We start from the raw sequence: 19,422 nt of genomic DNA, 5'->3' as shown, positions 1-19,422 counted from the left end.
CCAGCCGGGATGGGTGGGCGGTTCGTTGCCGCGACCGCCCGCCGGACGGCCTCCCCACGCGTCCGATAATGGCGGTGGCGGCGCGGGCCGCGCGACAACGTGAACGCCGGCATGCGAGCACAGGGTGAGGAGGACACCGCGAGTGGCGATATTCCTCATCGATCTGCCGCCCACCGATATGGAGCGCCGTCTGGGCGAGGCCCTGAAGGTGTATGTCGACGCGATGCGGTACCCACGCGGCACCGAGAACCAGCGCGCCGCGATGTGGCTCGAGCACATCCGCCGGCGGGGCTGGCAAGGGGTGGGCGTCGTGGACGCCGAGCCGGCCGAGGGCGCGGACGGCGCGGTCCCGTCGGCGGCCGAATTGAGCAACGCCCCGCTGCTCGGCATCGCCTACGGGTACCCCGGGGCACCCGGGCAGTGGTGGCAGCAGCAGGTCGTCCTCGGACTGCAACGGGGCGGCCGGCCGGCGCAGGAGATCGCCGGGCTGATGAACAGTTACTTCGAGTTGACCGAGCTGCACATCCACCCGCGCGCGCAGGGTCGCGGCCTCGGCGAGGCGCTGGCCCGGCGGCTGCTCGCCGGTCGAGCCGAAGAGAACGTCCTGCTGTCCACGCCCGAGACCAACGGCGAACCGAACCGGGCCTGGCGGTTGTACCGCCGGCTGGGCTTCACCGACGTGATCCGCGGCTACCATTTCGCCGGTGACCCGCGCGCATTCGCGATCCTGGGCCGCAAGCTCCCGCTGTGATCGCCGGATCGCGGGCGCGCCCGGGCGGACCCGCGCTGGCGGCGCGCCGAATCTGGCACGATGACCTGGTGCGCGCCAGCCTCTCCCCGCCAAGATCCCGCGGATTCACCGCTCGGCGCCGCCGCCTGGTGGCCATCGCGATGCTGCTCATGCTGGTGCCGCTGGCCACCGGCTGCCTGCGGGTCAGGGCGTCGCTCACCGTCTCCCCCGACGACCTGGTGTCCGGGGAGATCGTCGCCGCCGCTAAACCCAAGACGCCCAAGGACACCGGCCCCCAGCTCGACAGCAACAACCTGCCGTTCAGCCAGAAGGTGGCGGTGTCGAACTACGACAGCGACGGCTACGTGGGATCGCAGGCGGTGTTCTCGGACCTGACGTTCGCCGAGTTGCCGCAGCTGGCCAACATGAACTCCGATGCGCAGGGGGTGAACCTGTCCCTGCGGCGCAGCGGCAACCTGGTCATCCTCGAGGGCCGCGCTGACCTGACCTCGCTGACCGATTCCGAAGCCGACGTCGAGCTGACCGTCGCCTTCCCCGGCGTGGTGACGTCCACCAACGGCGACCGGGTCGAGTCCACGGTGGTGTCCTGGAAGCTCAAGCCGGGCGTCGTGAGCACGATGACGGCTCAGGCCCGCTACACCGACCCGAACACGCGGTCATTCACCGGGGCGGGCGTGTGGCTGGGCATCGCGTCGTTCGCCGCGGCCGGCGTCGTCGCGCTGCTGGCCTGGATGAACCGCGATCGTTCCCCGCGGTTCACCGCACCGCGGGACCAGCCGCCGAGCTAGCTGTACTGGGCGGGCGACCAGTACGCCAGCATCTCCGCGAACGTCTGGAAGGCGGGCGCCGACACCCCGTAGGTGGCCTCGAGGTGGATGCTCAGCGGGAACCCCAGCTCGGCCACCCCGTCGATCACGCGCTTGTAGAGGTCGGTCATGAGCTGACGCTTCTGGGGCGGTTCGCTGGCGGCCAACCGCTTGACGAACTCCTGCTCGTCGGCCACCGCCGCGTTACCCGGGTCCTGAATCAGCCAGTTGATCAGGCCGACCCGGCCCTCCATCTTGGGGACGAAACCGAAGGACAGCAGGATCTCCGGCCGGTGATCGGTGGTTTCGGCGAATTCGCGCAGGAAGCCGACGATCGCGTCGGAGTACAACAGCTGGGTCATGCCGTAGGTGGCGCCCTGATCGCACTTGAAGTTGAACCGGCCGTGCTCCCCCTCGCGGGTGGGTATCAGGATGACGCCGCGGTTGGGCACGAGCTCACGGTAGATCGACAGGGCGTCCGTGGGCGCGACGCCGGAGCCTTCGCCGTCGTTCATCGTGCGCGGGACGCCGACGAAGACCACGCCTTCCATCCCGGCCGCGCGCAGATCGGTCAGCCGCCGCCGCAAGGTCGGCTCGTCGGAGAAGGCGGTGACCTGGGTGCACAGGCCATGGAATCCCGGCAGCTCGGGCTTGACCATGGACCAGAAGTCCAGCACGTCGAGTTTGGGCTTCATCACGATGGGACGGTCGTCGTCCTCAGCGATGATGCCGGGGATCATCACGTGCCGCAGCCGGCCTGCCAGACCGGTTTCCGCCGAGTACTGCACCACCTTTCGCGCGTCCTCGAGCGCCCGCTCGCGGCCTTCGTCGGCGTTCGGCGGCACCAGCTCGAGCGCAATGGTGTTGAGTGTCACGCGGCTTCTCTCCATCCGACGATGCTTGGGGCGTCTCCCGGCCGCACAGCGGGCGGCTCCGACACCCCGCCAGCATAGGCGTGGGGGTGCCGCCCGCTTGCGGGGGAACAGTGCGGCGGTCGAAGCGATCAGCGCCACGCCAGGTTGCAAAGGTCCCCGGTGCCGCGCCGAATACACTGGTCGGGCCTGCCACACCAAGCACGTCGAGCAGAAGGGGGCGCGGCGCTGAGCTCGAAAGCCCCAGCAGCAGCGGCAACCGTCGAGTTGACCGGCGCGATCACCGATCGGCTCCGGCGGTATCTGCACGACCGGCGCGCGGACACCGCCTACATCGGTAGCGACTACGAGGTGCTGGTCGCCGCCCTGGAGAGCTTCGTGCTCAACGGCGGCAAACGGCTGCGACCCGCCTTCGCCTACTGGGGCTGGCGCGCCGTGGCCAGCGGGGAACCCGATTCCGAAGTGCTGCTGCTGTTTTCCGCGCTGGAGCTGCTGCACGCCTGCGCGCTGGTGCACGACGACGTCATCGATGACTCCTCCACCCGCCGCGGCCGCCCGACCGCCCATGTCCAGTTCGCCGACCTGCACCGCGGCAGGCGCTGGCGGGGTTCGCCGGAGCAGTTCGGCATGTCGGCCGCGATCCTGCTCGGCGATCTCGCGCTGTCGTGGGCCGACGACATCGTGTTCCACGCGGAACTGCCGCCCGACGCCGTGCGGCGGGTACAGCGCGTGTGGGCCGAAATCCGCACCGAGGTACTGGGCGGTCAATTCCTGGACATCGTCGCCGAAGCCAGCGCCGCCGAGTCGATCGCCTCGGCGATGAACGTCGACACCTATAAGACCGCCTGTTACACGGTGTCGCGACCGCTGCAGCTCGGGGCCGCCGCCGCCGCCGACCGGCCCGACGTGCAGGACGTCTTCGGCCGGTTCGGGACGGACATCGGCGTGGCCTTCCAGCTCCGTGACGACGTGCTGGGTGTGTTCGGTGACCCGGCGGTGACCGGCAAGCCGTCGGGTGACGACCTGCGCTCGGGCAAGCGCACCGTGCTGCTGGCCGAGGCGCTGGAGCTGGCCGACGGGTCGGATCCGTTGGCGGCCAAGTTGTTACGCGACTCGATCGGGGCGCAGTTGACCGATGCCGAGGTGGACCGGTTGCGCGGGGTAATCGAGTCGGTGGGCGCCCTGGCCGCGGCGGAGCGCCGCATCGCCGAGCTGACCCAGCGGGCCCTGGCGGCGCTGGCGGCCGCGCCGATCAACGCGGCGGCCAAAGCGGGGCTCTCCGAGCTGGCCAGAATGGCCACCGACCGGTCCGCTTGAGCCGATGACGACGCCGACGCACACCCCACCGTCCGACTCGCCGGAAGCGAAACCGGCTGGCGCCGGGTGGTTTTCACAGCTGCGCGCGTTCGCCGGCGCGGCGGAGTCCGGACCGGCGAAGCTGGGCATGCTCGGTTCGGTGCTGATCCTGGTGGGCGGCCTCGGCGCGGGCAGCACCCGCCAACACGACCCGCTGCTGGAGTCGATCCACATGTCCTGGCTGCGTTTTGGCCACGGGCTGGTGTTGTCGTCCGTGGTGTTGTGGGCGGGCGTGGGCCTGATGCTGATCGCCTGGCTGCGCCTGGGCCGGCGCGTGCTGGCCGGCGAGGTGACCGAGTTCATGATGAAGGCCACCACCGGCTTCTGGCTGGTGCCGTTGCTGCTCTCGGTGCCCGTCTTCAGCCGGGACACCTATTCGTACCTGGCGCAGGGCGCGCTGCTGCGCGACGGCCTCGACCCCTACGCGGTGGGGCCGGTCGCCAACCCGAACAGCTTGCTGGACAACGTAAGTCCCATCTGGACGATCACCACCGCCCCCTACGGCCCGGCATTCATCCTGGTGGCGAAGCTGGTCACCATGGCCGTCGGCAACAACGTGGTGGCCGGAACGGCGCTGCTGCGGCTGTGCATGCTGCCGGGGCTGGCGCTGCTGATCTGGGCCACCCCGCGGCTGGCCCGGCACCTGGGCACCGACGGATCGACGGCGCTGTGGATCTGCGTCCTCAACCCGCTGGTGCTCATCCATCTGATGGGCGGGGTGCACAACGAGATGCTGATGGTGGGCTTGATGGCCGCCGGCATCGCGCTGAGTTTCGCCGGGCGGCACGTGCTGGGCACGACGCTGATCACGGTGGCCATCGCGGTCAAGGCCACCGCCGGAATCGCGCTGCCGTTCATGGTGTGGGTCTGGACCCGCCACCTGCGCGACCGCCGCGGATACCGGCCGGCCACGGCGTTCGCGGCGGCCACGGCGATGTCGCTGTTGATCTTCGGCGTCGTGTTCGGCATCCTGTCGGCCGTGGCCGGGGTGGGCCTGGGGTGGCTGACCGCGCTGGCCGGTTCGGTGAAGATCATCAACTGGCTCACGGTGCCGACCGCCGCCGCCAACATCATCCACGCCGTGTTCAACGGGTTCTTCGTGGTGCACTTCTACCCGATGCTGCGCATCACCCGCCTCGTCGGAATCGCGGTCATCGCGGTGTCGCTGCCGTTGCTGTGGTGGCGCTTCCGGCGCGACGACCGCGCCGCGCTGACCGGCATCGCGGTCTCGATGCTCGTCGTGGTGCTGTTCGTGCCCGCGGCCCTGCCGTGGTACTACTCCTGGCCATTGGCGGTGGTCGCCCCGCTGGCGCAATCGCGACGGGCGATCGCGGTCATCGCCGGGCTGTCGACGTGGGTGATGGTGATCTTCAAACCCGATGGCTCGCACGGGATGTACTCGTGGCTGCATTTCTCGCTGGCCACGGTCTGCGCGCTGATCGCCTGGTACAGCCTGGACCGCGCGCCGGACCGGCGGGCGGGCGCGGCGGACGACGCGCTGGAAAAGGCGTAGTGCCGGCTCAATAGGCCGGCTCAGTAGGCCCGCTCAGTAGGCCATGGCCTGCGCCCGCCGCACGACCTCGCGCGCCTGGTGCGCGTGCAGGGCGTCGACGGGGCGGGCATTGCTGACGGCATCCCGGCTGCCGTCGCGGGTGATCGTCAGCGACGGGTCGGGGGTGAACAACCACCGCACGATCTCGGTGTCGTGGTAGCCGCCGTCGTGCAGGATCGTCAGCAGCCCCGGCAGGCTCTTGACCACCTCACCGGACTTGGTGAAGAACACCTGCGGCACCACCACGCCGCCGTCCCGCTTCACCGCGACCAGGTGGCCTTCCCGAAGCTGCTGCTGCACCTTGCTGACCGAGATTCGGAGCAATTCGGCGACCCGCGGCAGGTCGTAGGTGGGCTCGTCGGGGTCCAGAACATCGTCGCCGGCAGGAACACTGCTCACGGCGCAAGTGTAGGCCTTGCCACGCGGATTGAACCCAAGTTCCGGCGTCCAATCACACCGCCGCACCTACGATGGCCCCGTGGCCGAAGCTGAATCGCCCGGGTCGTCCGGCCGTCCCGGCCCGCACCGTCGCCCGGCCGACGCCGGCGCCGCAGACCCGCTGGACAACGCGTTGCTGGACGGCCGCTACCTGGTGCAGTCCAAGATCGCCAGCGGAGGCACGTCGACGGTGTACCGCGGCCTCGACACCCGGCTCGACCGCCCGGTGGCGGTGAAGGTGATGGATTCGCGCTACGCGGGCGACGACCAGTTCCTGACCCGCTTCCAGCGCGAAGCCCGCTCGGTCGCTCGGCTGAAGGATCCCGGCCTCGTCGCGGTCTACGACCAGGGCCTGGACTCCCGGCACCCGTTCTTGGTGATGGAGCTGATCGAGGGTGGCACGCTGCGCGAGCTGCTGGCCGAGCGCGGTCCGATGCCGCCGTACGCCGTGGCCGCGGTGTTGCGCCCGGTGCTGAGCGGGCTCGCCGCGGCGCACCGGTCCGGGCTGGTCCACCGCGACGTCAAGCCCGAAAACGTGCTGATCTCCGACCAGGGTGAGGTCAAGATCGCGGACTTCGGCTTGGTCCGCGCCGTCGCGGCCGCCGGAATCACTTCCACGAGCGTCATTTTGGGAACCGCGGCGTACCTGTCGCCCGAGCAGGTGCGCGACGGTGACGCCAGCCCGCGCAGCGACGTGTACGCCGCCGGGATCCTCACCTACGAGCTGCTCACCGGGCGCACCCCGTTCACCGGCGACTCGCCGCTGTCGATCGCCTACCAACGGCTGGATACCGATGTGCCGCCGCCCAGCGCGGCGATCGACGGCGTGCCCCCGCAGTTCGACGAGTTCGTCCGGCGCGCGACGGCGCGCGACCCGGCCAACCGCTACGCCGACGCGATCGAGATGGGCGCCGACCTCGAGGCGATCGCCGAAGAGCTTGCGCTGCCGGACTTCTCCGTCCCCGCGCCGCGCAACTCCGCGCAGCACCGGTCGGCGGCGCTGCACCACAGCCGCATGAGCCAACGCCCGTTTGCCGCGCCACCGCCGGCGGCGGCTCCGGTCCGCCACCCCACCCGCCAGTTGACCCGCGGCCCCGAGGACTGGTCCGAGCCGCAGCGCGCACCGGTGTCCGACGACGAGCCCGAGGAAGCCTACGAATACCAGCCTGTCACAGGCGAATTCGCGGGCATTCCGATCGGCGAGTTCGCCTACGCCCGCCAGCGCGGGCGGCGCTTGGTGCTGATCTGGGTGGCCCTGGTGCTGGCGCTCACCGGGATGGTCGCCACCGCGGCGTGGACGATCGGGAGCAACCTGAACGGGCTGTTCTAGTCGCGCAACATCTCGGCGACCAGGAACGCCAGCTCCAGCGACTGCTGGGTGTTGAGCCGCGGGTCGCAGGCCGTCTCGTACCGCCCCGCCAGATCCAGGTCCGAAATGTCTTGCGCCCCACCGAGGCATTCCGTGACGTCCTCGCCGGTGATCTCGACGTGGATGCCACCGGGGTGAGTGCCCAGCGCGCGGTGCACCTCGAAGAAGCCCTGCACCTCGTCGACGACGCGGTCGAAGTGCCGCGTCTTGTAGCCGTTGGACGACTCGTGGGTGTTGCCGTGCATGGGGTCGCACTGCCAGATCACCTGGTGGCCGGTGGCCTGAACCTTCTCGACGATCGGGGGCAGCAGGTCGCGCACCTTGTTGTTGCCCATCCGGCTCACCAACGTCAACCGGCCCGGCTTGTTGTTCGGGTCAAGCCGTTCCACGTATTCGACGGCCAGCTCCGGGGTCATCGTCGGGCCGATCTTCACGCCGATCGGGTTGGCGATCACTTCCGCGAACGCGATGTGCGCGCCGTCGAGCTGGCGCGTGCGCTCGCCGATCCAGACGGTGTGCGCCGACAGGTCGAACAGCTGCGGTTCGCCGTCCTCGCTCTCCGACAGCCGCAGCATGGCCCGCTCGTAGTCGAGCACCAAAGCCTCATGGCTGGCGTAGATTTCGGCGGTCTGCAGGTTACGGTCGGCCACCCCGCAGGCGCTCATGAACTTCAGGCCGCGGTCGATCTCGTTGGCCAGCGCCTCGTACCGGGCGCCCGCCGGCGACGTCCGGACGAACTCGCGGTTCCAGTCGTGCACCAGGTGCAGCGACGCCAGCCCCGAGGACGTCAGCGCCCGCACCAGGTTCATCGCCGCGCTGGCGTTGGCGTAGGCGCGCACCAGCCGCGACGGGTCGTGCTCGCGGGCGGCCGCATCCGGGGCGAAGCCGTTGATCATGTCGCCGCGGTAGGACCGCAACCCCAGGGCGTCGATGTCCGCCGACCGCGGCTTGGCGTACTGGCCGGCGATGCGGGCCACCTTGACCACCGGCATGCTCGCGCCGTACGTCAGCACCACGGCCATCTGCAGCAACGCGCGGATGTTGCCCCGGATGTGGGGCTCGGTGTTGTCGGTGAAGGTCTCCGCACAGTCGCCGCCCTGCAGCAGGAATGCCTCGCCCCTGGCGACCTGGGCCAGCTGCTCCTGCAGCCGGAGGATCTCCGAGGGCACCGTCACCGGCGGCACGCTCTCGAGGACGGTCCGCATCGCCGTCGCCTGGTCGGCCGGCCAACTGGGTTGCTGGGCGGCCGGCTTGGCCAGTGCGGCGTCCAGCCGGGCCCGCAGGTCGTGCGGCAGCGGCGGCAGCGCCGGTAGCTGGTCGATCGGGATGTCGACGGTCCAGTTCATCGGTCCATGGTAACCGGGCGGCGAGGGTGACTGATCAGGGCGAACGCCGTTCGGACGGGCTCAGGCCGGCGCCCCGGTCGCGTCGCCGCCAGGACCGTCCGCGTCCGCCGCGGTGATGAGCCGGTATCGCCGCAGCTGGTCGCGGGCGTCGACCAGCGCGTCGTGGGCGTCGCGCGACCGCGGCGGCATCGGCGGGCACCCCCGGTCCTCCCACAATTGCCGCAGGTCCCGGGTGAAGCGGGGCAGCGCGCGCGGCAACTCGGGCATCGTGCCCCACAGCTGGCACAGGGCGACGTGGTCGTAGGCGCCGATCCACGCCCACAGCTCGATCGGGTCGGCCCCGTCGATGCCGAAGAAGTCCTCGAGGTCCGCGCGGATCTGCCTGCGTGAGCGCCACAGCTTCGACGCCGGGGACGGCAGCTTGGGCAGCACGTTGGCGCGCACCCAGCCACCGGCGCGCTCGGGATCGAATTCCGTGGACACGGCGTAATACTCGCGCCCGTCCTCGGCCACCACCCCGATCGAGATCAACTCGATGGTGCGGCCGTCCTCGATGAACTCGGTGTCGTAGAAGTACCGCACCTTGAAAGCCTATGAGTAGCCTATCTGCTGATCAGGATGGGCCCGGTCGGCGGCGGCGCGGGGTGCACCTCGTGGTCCAGCTGGGCGTCGACGACCCGCTCGTCGGGCATCCCGGGGGTGCCGGCGATCGCGCACTGCAGGTACAGCTTGGCCCGCACCACGGGGCGACGCAGCGTCCGTTCCCGCTGCAGCGCGCGGCGCATCTTCTCCGGCTGCGCGGTGTATCGCCAGCGGGCCCAGGGCGCGTGCGGGCGCGACAACCGGATCGCGCCGATCACCAGCAGGACGACGATGAACATGCCGAGCAGCCCGGTCCACACCTTGCCCTTGAGCACCACCACCACGGCCAGCGGCAGCGTCAACACCAGGCCGCCGGCCACCGCGGCACGCAGCGGCCACGAATCGGTGCCCTCCCAGATCGGCAGGAAGAACATCAGCGGGTGCAGCCCCATGATCAACAGGCCGGCCACCCCGACCGCGGCGAAGACGGCGTCCACCGACGTCCGACCGTCCTCCGACCAGTAGACGTCCGACAGGTGCAGGATCAGCGCGTACTCGTCGAGCACCAGGGCCGCGCCGATCCCGAAAAATATTGCGGACAGGGTGAATTCGGGCTCGTGACCGTCGATGGACAGAGTGACCAACGTCAGCCCGGACAGCAACACCAACACCACGCCGAACGTCACGTGGTGGATGTGGATGCCGCCGACATGGACGTTGCGCGGGTGCCACCACCGGGCCGGCCGGCCCGCGTCGGCGCGGTGCCGGATGAGCCGCACGAACGTCCGCGTGACGAAGAAGGTCAGGATGAACGCCACCAGGCAGCACAGCAGGGGCAACCGGCCACCGCCGAGGATGTCGTTCGCGAACCAGTGCGTCACCCGCAGAACGAACCAGTGGAGCACTCTTGAAACGTACGCCTGTGGGCGTCCGCCCCGCGGGAGCCGCGCTGGGCCACCTCGCACGCCCAGGCACCCATTACGCTGTTGTGCGACATGAGTAGATCGCGGACGCCCGGCGCGGGCAGCCACCCCGGGCGCGTCCTGTTGTGGTGCGGGCTCTGGCTGCTGGCGGCGGCGGGGCTGGGCTATGTGGCCTGGCAGCTGTTCGGGCACACGCCCTACCGCATCGACATCGACGTGTATCAGATGGGCGCGCAGGCCTGGATGCAGGGGCATTCGCTGTACCACGGCGATGTGTTGTTCCACACACCGATCGGGCTCAACCTGCCGTTCACCTATCCCCCGCTCGCCGCGATCGTGTTCTGCCCGTTCGCCTGGCTGCACATGCCGGCCGCCAGCGTCGCGATCACGGCGCTGACGCTGGTGTTGCTGGTCGTGTCGACGCTGATCGTGCTGACCCGCCTCGACGTCTGGGCCGCGTCGACGGCGCTGCCCGGCCCGGCGTGGCTGCGCCGCTGGTGGCTCGCGGTCGTCATCACCGCGGCGGCGACGATGTGGCTGGAACCGGTCACGTCGAACTTCGCCTTCGGCCAGATCAACGTCGTGCTGATGACCCTGGTGATCGCCGACTGCGTGCCGCGCCGCACACCGTGGCCGCGCGGCCTGTTGCTGGGCCTGGGCATCGCGCTCAAACTCACGCCGGCCGTGTTCCTGCTGTACTTCCTGCTGCGCCGGGACAACCGCGCCGCGGTGACCGCGCTGATGTCCTTCGTGGGGGCGACGGCGCTCGGTTTCGTTCTGGCGTGGAGCGATTCGTGGGAGTACTGGACGCACACGCTGGCCCACACCGACCGGATCGGCGAGGCCGCGTTGAACACCGATCAGAACATCGCCGGGGCGCTGGCCCGCATCGGGCTGGGCGAGCAGCAGCGCTTCCTGCTCTGGGTGGCCGCCTCGCTGCTGGTCCTGGCGCTGACGGTGTGGGCGATGCGCAGGGTGCTGCGGGCCGACGAGCCCGTGCTGGCGGTCGTGTGCGTCGCGCTGTTCGGGTTGGTGGTCTCGCCGGTCTCCTGGTCACACCACTGGGTGTGGGGGCTGCCGACGGTCGTGGTGCTGGCCGTGCTGGCCTGGCGGCGCCGCAACGTGGCGCTGGGCGTGGTCGGCGCGGCGGGGGTGGCGCTGATGCGTTGGTCGACGATCGACCTGCTACCCAAGCATCACGAGGCGGCGGCCGTCTGGTGGCGGCAGCTCGCGGGGATGTCCTACGTCTGGTGGGCGCTGGCGGTCCTCGTCGCGGCCGGGCTGACGGTCACCGCGCGCACGCCCGCGCGGGATTCCGCCCCGCAGCGATTGACGCCGGTGACAGCGGTCGGCTGATCGCGACGGTTCAGCCGACGGCGGTTTCGGGAATCCGCGCGGCCTCGCCGGTCGATCCCTGACCGGACGCCCCGTTGCGGTTTTCCTTGACGCTGGCGGCGTAGATGTCGACGTACTCCTGGCCGGAAAGCCCCATCAGCTCGTAGATCACCTCGTCGATGACGGCGCGCTCGATGAAGCGGTTGCCGGCCAGCCCTTCGAAACGGGAGAAGTCCATCGGCTTGCCGAAGCGGACGGTGACCCGCCCGAAGCGCAGCATGTTCGAGCCGGGCGGGTTCACGACGTTGGTGCCGATCATCGCCACCGGGATCACCGGCACCCCGGTGTGCAGCGCCAGCCGCGCCAGACCGGTCTTGCCCTTGTACAGCCGGCCGTCCGGCGAACGGGTGCCCTCGGGGTACATCCCCAACAACTTGCCCGCCGACAGCAGCCGCTCGGCGGTGTTCAGCGCGGCCTGCGCGCTGTCGGCGTCGGTCCGGTCGATCGGCACCTGGCCCACCGCGGTGAAAAACCAGCGCTGGAACCAGCCTTTCAAGCCGGTTCCGGTGAAGTATTCGGCTTTCGCCAGGAAGGTGATCCGGCGGCGCACCACCAACGGCAGGTAGAAACTGTCCATCACCGCTAGGTGATTACTGGCCAGGATCGCCGGGCCGGAACTCGGAATATGTTCCAGGCCTTCAACTTTCGGCCTACCGAGCAGGGCCAGCAACGGGCCGAGGAGTATGTACTTGAATAGCCAGTACCACATGGCCCTCCCTCTCGCCCGCCCGCCGGTGTTCTGCGCCAACTGTACCCATCGCGTGGGCGGCGGACCACCTCCGGCGCGGCCGGGTCACTCCTCGACGGTGACGGGGATGGGCTGATACCGGGTCCTGGTCGTGGCCTCGGGACTCGCCGGCCCGGCGCCACCGTCGTCGGTCGGCCCGTCGGGCGGCGGTTTGGCCGCGCCGTTGATGTCGTCGAGCATGGCGCGCACGACCTCGAGCAGGGCGATGCTGTGGTCGGCGATGACGGTGATCAGCGGGTGCTGATCACCGGTCGCCAGCGCGGCCAGCGCGCAGACCGGGCACCACACCTGCTGACACTTGCCGGTCCCGACTCCCCGGCCCGCCGTCAGCGCGGCCGCCGTCCGCATCGCCGGATCGATACCGTCCAGGATCGCCTGGGCGAGCCTGCGCAGCTCCGGACCGATTTCGGAATGACCCCCACTCACTTAGGCCACACCTCCGGGTCTGGTCGAAATCGGACTGTCAGCTCGCTACCGCGCAGGTGGGCGTCCAGCACCGTGCACCGTCGCAGCACGGATGCCAGGCGAACCCTGCGCCGCAACCCGCCCGCGCTGATGATCAGGTCGTCATCGACGCGCCCCAACGTCAGCCCCGACGGATCGAGTTGCGGCAACGCTAGCCGCATCCGGTAGATCGAACCAAGTCCCGTGCCGGATTCCAGGTCCACCGTCGGACGCAGCGGTCCCGGCGGGGGCGTTCCGCCACGGCGGCGGGCGTTGTCGAGCAAAGCGCCCAGCGCCTTGGGGCCGATCGGCTCGCCGGACAGATGCGGAGTCATCACCAGGGCCACCTCACCGATGGTGGCGTCGAGCTCGTCGAGAACACCACGTTGTTCGGAAATGCGTTCGGCGTACCAGTAAAACGCGGGGTGCTCCGGCAGGTTGCGGTATTCGTAGGACTCGTCCTCGGCCAGGACCTGGTTGACGATGAGTTCCTCGACGCGCACCCCCATCAGGGCCAGCGACCCGAGCGTCCTTGCCGCCTCGGCCGCAACCACCCGCTCGGGCGTCAACACCAAATGCGCGCTGACCAATTCGCCGTCGGTCAAAAGGGCACCGAGCCCCTCGACGCTTGCGCTGATGCGCTCCAGCAGTTCCACCGCCGCCGCGGACCGCGCGTCGTCGGCGCCGACGGAGAGCCGGCGATGGCGCGGCCACGCCCGCTCGACGTACAGCCCGAAGGTGGCGGGCAAGGTCAACATCCGCAGCGCGTCGGCGGTCGAGGCGCAGTCGACGACGATGCGGTCCCAGGCGCCGGAGCAGGCCAGCTCACCGACGGCGTGCAGGCCGAGCACCTCCTGAACCCCGGGCAGCGCCGAAAGCTCTTCTGGAGCAATGGTACTCAGCTCCGAGTCGGGAAATCGCCGATCCAGCGTCTCGACCACGTCACGCCACCGCACCTCGAGCAGGGCCAACGTGTCCAACGCCAGCGCGTCCAGAAAACCACCGCCGGCCTGGGCGTCATCGGCGAGGACCCGAACCAGTTCGTCCTGACTGGGCGGGACGGGAACACCGAGCACGTCGCCCAGCGAGTGCGCCTGATCGGTGGAGACCACCAGCACGCGCTGGCCCGCGCTCGCGGCGCTGACGGCCGTGGCGCAGGCCAGCGTGGATTTTCCTACCCCGCCCTTACCAACGAAGAGGCTGATCCGGGCCGGGGTGGGCGCCGGCGATTGGCTGGACTCACTCAGCCCTCGACTCGTTTCTTCAGATCCTTCAACGCGGTGTCGGTCAGCCGGCGTTCGGCCTTGCGCTTGAGCAGGCCGATCATCGGGACGGCGAGGTCGACCGAGAGCTCATAGGTCACCTCGGTGCCAGATCCCTTGGGCGCCAACCGATATGTGCCTTCCAGCGAGCGCAACAGCGAGCTGGAGACCAGTGTCCAACTGACCGATTGCCGGTCCTTGGGCCACTGGTAGGCCATGACCAAGGTGTCCTTGAGCACGGCGGCGTCCAGCACCACCCGCGCGACTTTCGGGTTGCCGTCGGCGTCCGTCTCCTGGACCTCGGCCTCGCGGTACTCCGAGATCCATTGCGGGTAGGAATCGATGTCCGCGATGACGTCCATCACGGTGCCCGGGTCGGCCTCGATGTAGATGGTCTGCGACGTTTTTTCCGCCACCTGGTGCTGCCCTCTCTCCCGCAAGCGGTCGACGCCGCCGGCGGGGAACTACCGTGCGGGTCTGACCCCCGGGCCTACGGCCCGAAACGGTACTCTCCCTGCAAGCCTGACCCGGCTAAACTACCGGAGAAACTCCGACCGGACGTGACCGTTCCAGTGTCGTCTTGACCTCGAAGGCCATTTTCTTGCCCGCCACCCGACGGCGGTGTGTCATTTTCGCCAGATTGAGCTTGGCCAGCTGCCAGGCCGCCACGCCGGTCGGCTCGGCATGCAGGAAGTAGTGCAGCACAACCCCGTCCAGTGACGGCTCCAGCCAGATCTCCATGGTGCCGGTCAGCGCGCCGGTGATCGCCCACCGGATGCCTTTGTCGGCCCGGTCCTCGACGACCTGCAGCCGCAGGTCCGGCCACCAGCGACGCCAGCACGACCGGTCGGCGACCGCGGCCCCGACCCGCGCACCGTCGGCGGCGATGAACGTCTCGTCCGCGATCTGGATACTGTTCACCACCCCAGCTTCACACAGCTCTCCCGAGGCCCCGCAGACTGCCACGATTCCTGCACGAACGCGCGGATTAGGCTGGACCACAACCAGCCGTCCCCCCGGACCGTCAGCCAAGCCAAAAAACGAGGTCAGTAAGAGTGCGTGAGTACAGTGTCCCCGCCCGTTTCACCGTCGGCGAGCACGACAACATCGCGGCCATGGTCTTCGAGCACGAGCGATCAGATCCCGGCTTCGTCATCTTCCGCCGTCAGGTCGACGGCGTCTGGACCGACGTCACCTGCGCCGAGGTGGCCACACAGGTTCGCTCCGCGGCGCTGGGCCTGATCGGCCTCGGCGTGCAGGCCGGCGACCGGGTCTCCATCTTCTCGGCCACCCGCTACGAGTGGGCGATCATCGACCTCGCGATCCTGTCCGTGGGCGCCGTCACGGTGCCGATCTACGAGACGTCGTCGGCCGAACAGGTGCGCTGGGTGCTGCAGGACTCCGAGGCGGTGCTGGCCTTCGCCGAAACCGACGCGCACGCCGCGATGGTCACCGAACTCACCGCCGAGCTGCCCGCGCTGCGCCGCGTGCTGCACATCGACGGGTCGGGCCCCAAGGCACTCGACCAGCTCGCGGAGGCCGGCGCGTCGGTGGAGCCCGCCGAGCTCACCGCCCGCCAGGAGGCGCTGCGCGCCGACGACCCGGCGACGCTGATCTACACCTCCGGCACCACCGGACGGCCCAAGGGCTGCCAGCTCACTCACTCCAACCTGCTGTACGAGACGCGGGGCGCCAAGGAGTGCCTGCCGACGCTGCTGGACGAGGGTCAGCGGCTGCTGATCTTCCTGCCGCTGGCCCACGTGCTGGCGCGCTCGCTGACACTTTCGGCGTTCGCCAACAAGGTGACCGTCGGGTTCACCAGCGACATCAAGAACCTGCTGCCGATGTTCGCCGTGTTCAAGCCGACGGTGGTGGTGTCGGTACCGCGGGTGTTCGAGAAGGTCTACAACACCGCCGAGCAGAGCGCGGTCAACGACGGCAAGGGACGCATCTTCGCCGCCGCCGTGCAGACCGCGGTCGACTGGAGCCAGGCGCAGGACCGCGGGCGCACCGGGCTGGTGCTACGCGCCAAGCACGCGCTGTTCGACCGGCTGGTCTATCACAAGCTGCGCGCCGCGCTGGGCGGCGAATGCCACGCGTCGGTCTCGGGCGGCGCCCCGCTGGGCGCGCGGCTGGGCCACTTCTACCGTGGCGTCGGGCTGACCATCCACGAGGGCTACGGCCTGACGGAGACCAGCTCGGCCATCACGGTCAACCAGGTCGGCAACGTGCGGATCGGGACGGTCGGAACGTTGTTGCCGGGCAACAGCATACGCATCGCCGAGGACGGCGAACTGCTGGTCCGCGGCGGCGTGGTGTTCAGCGGCTACTGGCGCAACGAGCAGGCCACCGACGACGCGTTCACCGACGGCTGGTTCAGGACGGGTGACCTCGGCGCGCTCGACGAGGACGGCTTCCTGAAGATCACCGGCCGCAAGAAGGAGATCATCGTGACCGCCGGCGGCAAGAACGTCGCCCCGGCGGTGCTCGAGGACCAGCTGCGGGCGCACGCGCTGATCAGCCAGGCCATGGTGGTGGGCGACGCCAAGCCGTTCATCGGCGCGCTGATCACCATCGACCCCGAGGCGTTCGGCGCGTGGAAGGAGCGCAACCACAAGGCGGCCGGCGCGTCGGTGGCCGACCTGGTCAACGACCCCGACCTGGTCGCCGAGGTGGACGCCGCCGTCAAGCACGCCAATCAGTCCGTGTCGCACGCCGAGTCCATCCGCAAATTCCGCATCCTGCCGGTCGATTTCACCGAGGACACCGGTGAGCTGACGCCGACGATGAAGGTCAAGCGCAACGTGGTGGCCGAGAAGTTCGCCTCCGACATCGACTGGATCTACGAAAAGGAATAGCTAGCCGCGCCCGGCAGCGGTGGGCGACCATCCCGTTCTCCCCAGTTCGAGGTGGCGCACTGCGGACCGCCACCGCTTGCGAGCGTCACGCCAGCATGACGAGGGGCGTCGAGCGTCACGCCAGCGTGACGCTCGAGCGGCTAGGCGCGCAAAAGCTCGGCCAGCCGGGCCGCGAGCGTGTCCCACCGCCAGTGGGCCTGCACCCACTCGCGTCCGGCCGCCCCCATTGCCGCGGCCCGGTCCGGATCGCCGAGTACCTCGGTGACGGCGTCGGCGACGGCGTCCGGCGACCGTCCATCGACCACCAAGCCAGTCTTGTTGTGCTGCACGGCTTCCGGTGCCCCGCCGGAGTCGCCGGCGATCACCGGCTTGCCGGTCGCGGACGCCTCGAGGAACACGATGCCCAGGCCCTCGACGTCCATGCCGGCGCCGCGGGTGCGGCACGGCATCGCGAAGACGTCGGCCAGCGCATGGTGGGCGGGCAGTTCGGCGGCCGGCACGCCCCCGGTGAACGTCACGTGCTCGGCGACCCCGCAGTCGCGGGCCAGCTTTCGCAGCGAGTCCAGGTAGGGACCGCCGCCGACGATCACCAGGGCCGCGCCGTCTACGCGTTGCCGGATCGACGGCAGCGCCTTGATCAGGGTGTCCTGGCCCTTGCGCGGCACCAGCCGGGACACGCACACGACCGTCGGCCGCTGGCCAAGCCGATACCGGTCGCGCAGCTCGGCGCCGGCCGCCGGGTCGGGCCGGAACCGGTCGGTGTTGACCCCGGGCGGCAGGTATTCCAGCGAGGCTTTGGGTCCGAACGCCGGCGCGAACCGGGCGCGGGTATAGCGGCTGACGAACGTGACGACGTCGGTGGTGTCTCCGATGCGGCGGAGCACCGACCGGGCGACCGGGAGCATCGACCAGCCGACCTCGTGGCCGTGCGTGCTGGCCACCACCCGGGTCGCGCCGGCCTGGCGCGCGCGCGACGCCAGCAACGCCAGCGGCGCCGCCGCCCCGAACCAGACGGTGTCGATGTCGTTCTCGGCGATCAGCCGGCGCATCCGAGCGTCCACCGCCGGTCCCGGCAGCATCAGCGTGCCCGGGTGACGGAACACCCGGTAACCGGCCGCCCCGGCCGACTCGTCGAAGGCGTCGGCGCCCTTCCACTGCGGCGCGTACACCGTCACCGAATGCAACCGGGCATCGACCAGCCGTCCGACGAAGTCGTTCAGGTAGGACTGGATCCCGCCCGGCCGGGGCGGAAAGTCGTTGGTAACCAGCAGGACCCGACTCACCGCGTCAGGCTAGCCTGCGCGCGCACCCGGGCCGTGCGGGGCATCTCCTCAGCCCGGGTGGGTCAGCCAGTCGTGCCAGCGCGCGAGCAGGCCGGCCGAGTCGGTCGCCAGGACGTCGTGGACGGCGGCGGGCACGTCGGTGTGGCGGACACCGCAGACGGCCAGATACAGGTCGCGCAGCTTGGCCGCGCCATAGGTGTCGGCGACGAAACGCGCGAACCACCAGGCCCGGTCGTAGGCGAGCGAGCGCTGCGACCCGGGCGCGTCCAGGTCGGCGTCCGAGGGCAACGTCAGCGGCACCGGCAACGCGTCGGCGGACACCGGCGTGCGGGGCCGGGCGACGAAGTCGGCCACGCCCTCGGCCAGCCATCGGGGCGCGTCCGCGGCGGTCTCCGCCCGAGCGGCGTAGTGAAAAAGCTCGTGCGCCAATACGATTCGGAGCGCCCCCTCGGTCATGGTGGCCGCGCCTGGCGCAAAGACGATCCGCTCACCCACCGCCGCCCGGTGCGGCGGATCGACGCGGTCGGCAACTGTTACCGCCGCGATGTCGACCCACTGCGCCACCGGTCCCCCGCCGGCGGCGGCGCGAAACTCCTCGTCGGTGCGCGCCGCGACCAGCGAGATCTCGCGCGACCATTGCACGCCCCAGAACCCCTCGACCGCGTCGATCGCGGCGCCGGCGTCGGAGGCCAGCCGCGACAGCAGACGATCACTGGCCGGGCCGCCGAAACCGGCCAGCCGAACGGTGCGGTCACCGACGGCCAGCGACTTCGTCGTGGCGCTCGCCTGGGTGCGCGTCGGCGTGACCAGCTGCGCCGGCCGGATCCCGACACCGCGTCCGGCTTCGAGCGGCACGGCCGCCGCGACGATGAGCTCGACCAGGAATACCCAGGCCAGCAGCAGCGTGAGCCGACGGGCGGGGCCTCTAGTAGCGGCGGGCGTCGTGGACCGGGCCTGCGGCATTCATCGGCACCACCCGCACCGGCTGGCCGTAGGTGGAGGAATGGATCACCATGCCGTCACCGACGTAGAGGCCGCTGTGTGACGCGTCGTTGTAGAAGGTGATCACGTCCCCGGGCTGCAGGTCCGACAGCGCCACCGGTTGGCCGCCTGTGGCCTGCGCCTGGCTGGAGTGGGGCAGCGAAATGCCGGCCTGCTGGAACGCCCACATCACCAGCCCGGAGCAGTCGAACCCGCCGGGCGCGGCACCGCCCCACACATAGGGCGAGCCGACCTGGGTCAGCGCCGCCTGCACGACGGTCGCGCGGTCACCGCCGCCGACCCCGCCGCCGAACGGCCCGGGCATTCCGCCGGGGGGCGGCGCCTCACCGGGTGCCTGCCCCGCGGGCGGCGGCGCGCCCACTGGCGACGGCGGACGCGACAAGCACGTCAAGGCCACCTCGGCCGCCGACGCGGCGCTCCCGAAGGCCTACGCCA

Annotated in this window: 19 protein-coding genes and 2 pseudogenes; 8 read left to right on the top strand and 13 right to left on the bottom strand. The window is 70.2% G+C overall.

The window, feature by feature from the left end:
* The first annotated feature begins 142 nt into the window (after positions 1-142).
* A complete protein-coding gene (locus A9X03_RS03655; RefSeq protein ID WP_068018194.1) occupies positions 143-751 on the top strand; it encodes an N-acetyltransferase in 609 nt (202 codons plus the stop codon).
* A 140-nt stretch (positions 752-891) separates the two neighbouring features.
* The gene (locus A9X03_RS03650) at positions 892-1,539 is read left to right on the top strand and encodes a DUF3153 domain-containing protein (protein WP_067758674.1); all 648 of its coding nucleotides are present in this window, start codon (positions 892-894) and stop codon (positions 1,537-1,539) included.
* Here the strand turns inward: A9X03_RS03650 and A9X03_RS03645 are convergent.
* Positions 1,536-2,432, bottom strand: coding sequence for a mycobacterial-type methylenetetrahydrofolate reductase (locus A9X03_RS03645; RefSeq protein ID WP_067782927.1), 897 nt, complete (start codon positions 2,430-2,432; stop codon positions 1,536-1,538). The two genes, A9X03_RS03650 and A9X03_RS03645, sit on opposite strands and share 4 nt — an antisense overlap.
* A gap of 264 nt (positions 2,433-2,696) precedes the next feature.
* Between A9X03_RS03645 and idsA2 the strand changes: the two genes are divergently transcribed.
* Both idsA2 and A9X03_RS03635 read left to right on the top strand, forming a co-directional pair.
* Entirely contained in the window at positions 2,697-3,746 is a 1,050-nt protein-coding gene (gene idsA2 / locus A9X03_RS03640; RefSeq protein WP_067758557.1) for a bifunctional (2E,6E)-farnesyl/geranyl diphosphate synthase, read from the top strand.
* 4 nt (positions 3,747-3,750) lie between these two features.
* Positions 3,751-5,298 (top strand): alpha-(1->6)-mannopyranosyltransferase A, encoded by a 1,548-nt coding sequence (locus tag A9X03_RS03635; RefSeq protein ID WP_067758553.1) that lies wholly within the window; start codon positions 3,751-3,753, stop codon positions 5,296-5,298.
* Between the two features lie 33 nt (positions 5,299-5,331).
* Here the strand turns inward: A9X03_RS03635 and A9X03_RS03630 are convergent, their stop codons facing one another.
* Positions 5,332-5,736, bottom strand: coding sequence for an Rv2175c family DNA-binding protein (locus A9X03_RS03630; protein WP_067758550.1), 405 nt, complete (start codon positions 5,734-5,736; stop codon positions 5,332-5,334).
* Positions 5,737-5,815: 79 nt separating this feature from the next.
* Between A9X03_RS03630 and A9X03_RS03625 the strand changes: the two genes are divergently transcribed.
* Entirely contained in the window at positions 5,816-7,105 is a 1,290-nt protein-coding gene (locus A9X03_RS03625) for a protein kinase (protein WP_068018186.1), read from the top strand.
* Here A9X03_RS03625 and A9X03_RS03620 read toward each other — a convergent pair.
* From A9X03_RS03620 to A9X03_RS03610, 3 genes are read right to left on the bottom strand one after another with little or no spacing between them, the layout of a single operon-like run.
* Positions 7,102-8,490 (bottom strand): class II 3-deoxy-7-phosphoheptulonate synthase, encoded by a 1,389-nt coding sequence (locus A9X03_RS03620; RefSeq protein ID WP_067758544.1) that lies wholly within the window; start codon positions 8,488-8,490, stop codon positions 7,102-7,104. The genes A9X03_RS03625 and A9X03_RS03620 overlap by 4 nt on opposite strands.
* 60 nt (positions 8,491-8,550) lie before the next feature.
* Positions 8,551-9,072 (bottom strand): polyadenylate-specific 3'-exoribonuclease AS, encoded by a 522-nt coding sequence (locus A9X03_RS03615; protein WP_067758541.1) that lies wholly within the window; start codon positions 9,070-9,072, stop codon positions 8,551-8,553.
* A gap of 20 nt (positions 9,073-9,092) precedes the next feature.
* The gene (locus tag A9X03_RS03610; RefSeq protein ID WP_156670200.1) at positions 9,093-9,959 is read right to left on the bottom strand and encodes a hypothetical protein; all 867 of its coding nucleotides are present in this window, start codon (positions 9,957-9,959) and stop codon (positions 9,093-9,095) included.
* A 108-nt stretch (positions 9,960-10,067) separates the two neighbouring features.
* Here A9X03_RS03610 and A9X03_RS03605 point away from each other — a divergent pair, with 108 nt between their 5' ends.
* Positions 10,068-11,351, top strand: coding sequence for a glycosyltransferase 87 family protein (locus A9X03_RS03605; RefSeq protein ID WP_067758535.1), 1,284 nt, complete (start codon positions 10,068-10,070; stop codon positions 11,349-11,351).
* Positions 11,352-11,361: 10 nt separating this feature from the next.
* Here the strand turns inward: A9X03_RS03605 and A9X03_RS03600 are convergent, their stop codons facing one another.
* The 5 genes from A9X03_RS03600 to A9X03_RS03580 all read right to left on the bottom strand — a co-directional run bounded on the left by A9X03_RS03600 (position 11,362) and on the right by A9X03_RS03580 (position 14,765).
* A complete protein-coding gene (locus A9X03_RS03600) occupies positions 11,362-12,099 on the bottom strand; it encodes a 1-acyl-sn-glycerol-3-phosphate acyltransferase (protein WP_067758531.1) in 738 nt (245 codons plus the stop codon).
* A gap of 84 nt (positions 12,100-12,183) precedes the next feature.
* The gene (locus tag A9X03_RS03595; RefSeq protein ID WP_067758528.1) at positions 12,184-12,564 is read right to left on the bottom strand and encodes a hypothetical protein; all 381 of its coding nucleotides are present in this window, start codon (positions 12,562-12,564) and stop codon (positions 12,184-12,186) included.
* The gene (locus A9X03_RS03590) at positions 12,561-13,829 is read right to left on the bottom strand and encodes an ArsA family ATPase (protein WP_197694445.1); all 1,269 of its coding nucleotides are present in this window, start codon (positions 13,827-13,829) and stop codon (positions 12,561-12,563) included. Before A9X03_RS03590 ends, A9X03_RS03595 begins: the two co-directional genes overlap by 4 nt.
* Positions 13,826-14,260 (bottom strand): SRPBCC family protein, encoded by a 435-nt coding sequence (locus A9X03_RS03585; protein ID WP_067758522.1) that lies wholly within the window; start codon positions 14,258-14,260, stop codon positions 13,826-13,828. The genes A9X03_RS03590 and A9X03_RS03585 overlap by 4 nt, the downstream gene beginning before the upstream one ends.
* Positions 14,261-14,375: 115 nt before the next feature.
* A complete protein-coding gene (locus tag A9X03_RS03580) occupies positions 14,376-14,765 on the bottom strand; it encodes a polyketide cyclase / dehydrase and lipid transport (protein ID WP_067758671.1) in 390 nt (129 codons plus the stop codon).
* Between the two features lie 134 nt (positions 14,766-14,899).
* Between A9X03_RS03580 and A9X03_RS03575 the strand changes: the two genes are divergently transcribed.
* On the top strand, positions 14,900-16,702 hold the full coding sequence (locus tag A9X03_RS03575) for a long-chain fatty acid--CoA ligase (protein ID WP_068259723.1): 1,803 nt from the start codon (positions 14,900-14,902) through the stop codon (positions 16,700-16,702).
* A 140-nt stretch (positions 16,703-16,842) separates the two neighbouring features.
* On the opposite strand, the gene pimB is transcribed toward A9X03_RS03575, so the two are convergent.
* The 3 genes and pseudogenes from pimB to A9X03_RS03560 form a co-directional block, all read right to left on the bottom strand.
* Positions 16,843-17,985, bottom strand: a complete 1,143-nt coding sequence (gene pimB, locus A9X03_RS03570; RefSeq protein WP_068259720.1) for a GDP-mannose-dependent alpha-(1-6)-phosphatidylinositol monomannoside mannosyltransferase — start codon at positions 17,983-17,985, stop codon at positions 16,843-16,845.
* Between the two features lie 48 nt (positions 17,986-18,033).
* Complete coding sequence (locus A9X03_RS03565; RefSeq protein ID WP_068259729.1) at positions 18,034-18,885, bottom strand: hypothetical protein; 852 nt, start codon at positions 18,883-18,885, stop codon at positions 18,034-18,036.
* 25 nt (positions 18,886-18,910) lie between these two features.
* A pseudogene (locus tag A9X03_RS03560) lies at positions 18,911-19,360 on the bottom strand (NlpC/P60 family protein); the annotation flags it as partial.
* On the opposite strand from A9X03_RS03560, the pseudogene A9X03_RS30750 reads away from it, so the two are divergent.
* Positions 19,317-19,422, top strand: a pseudogene (locus tag A9X03_RS30750) (hypothetical protein); the annotation flags it as partial. The pseudogenes A9X03_RS03560 and A9X03_RS30750 overlap by 44 nt on opposite strands.

Source organism: Mycobacterium sp. E1715 (genome assembly GCF_001667625.1).
Taxonomy (GTDB): Bacteria; Actinomycetota; Actinomycetes; order Mycobacteriales; family Mycobacteriaceae; genus Mycobacterium.
The sequence above is the reverse complement of the archived record's forward strand: the minus strand, read 5'-3'. Positions and strand labels throughout refer to the sequence as shown.

Excerpts from the sequence above, each read along its gene's own strand:
- A9X03_RS03600 (WP_067758531.1), bottom strand. The coding sequence starts at position 12,099 with ATGTGGTACTGGCTATTCAAGTACATACTCCTCGGCCCGTTGCTGGCC.
- A9X03_RS03605 (WP_067758535.1), top strand. The coding sequence starts at position 10,068 with ATGAGTAGATCGCGGACGCCCGGCGCGGGCAGCCACCCCGGGCGCGTC.
- A9X03_RS03620 (WP_067758544.1), bottom strand. The coding sequence starts at position 8,490 with ATGAACTGGACCGTCGACATCCCGATCGACCAGCTACCGGCGCTGCCG.
- A9X03_RS03650 (WP_067758674.1), top strand. The coding sequence starts at position 892 with ATGCTGCTCATGCTGGTGCCGCTGGCCACCGGCTGCCTGCGGGTCAGG.
- A9X03_RS03635 (WP_067758553.1), top strand. The coding sequence starts at position 3,751 with ATGACGACGCCGACGCACACCCCACCGTCCGACTCGCCGGAAGCGAAA.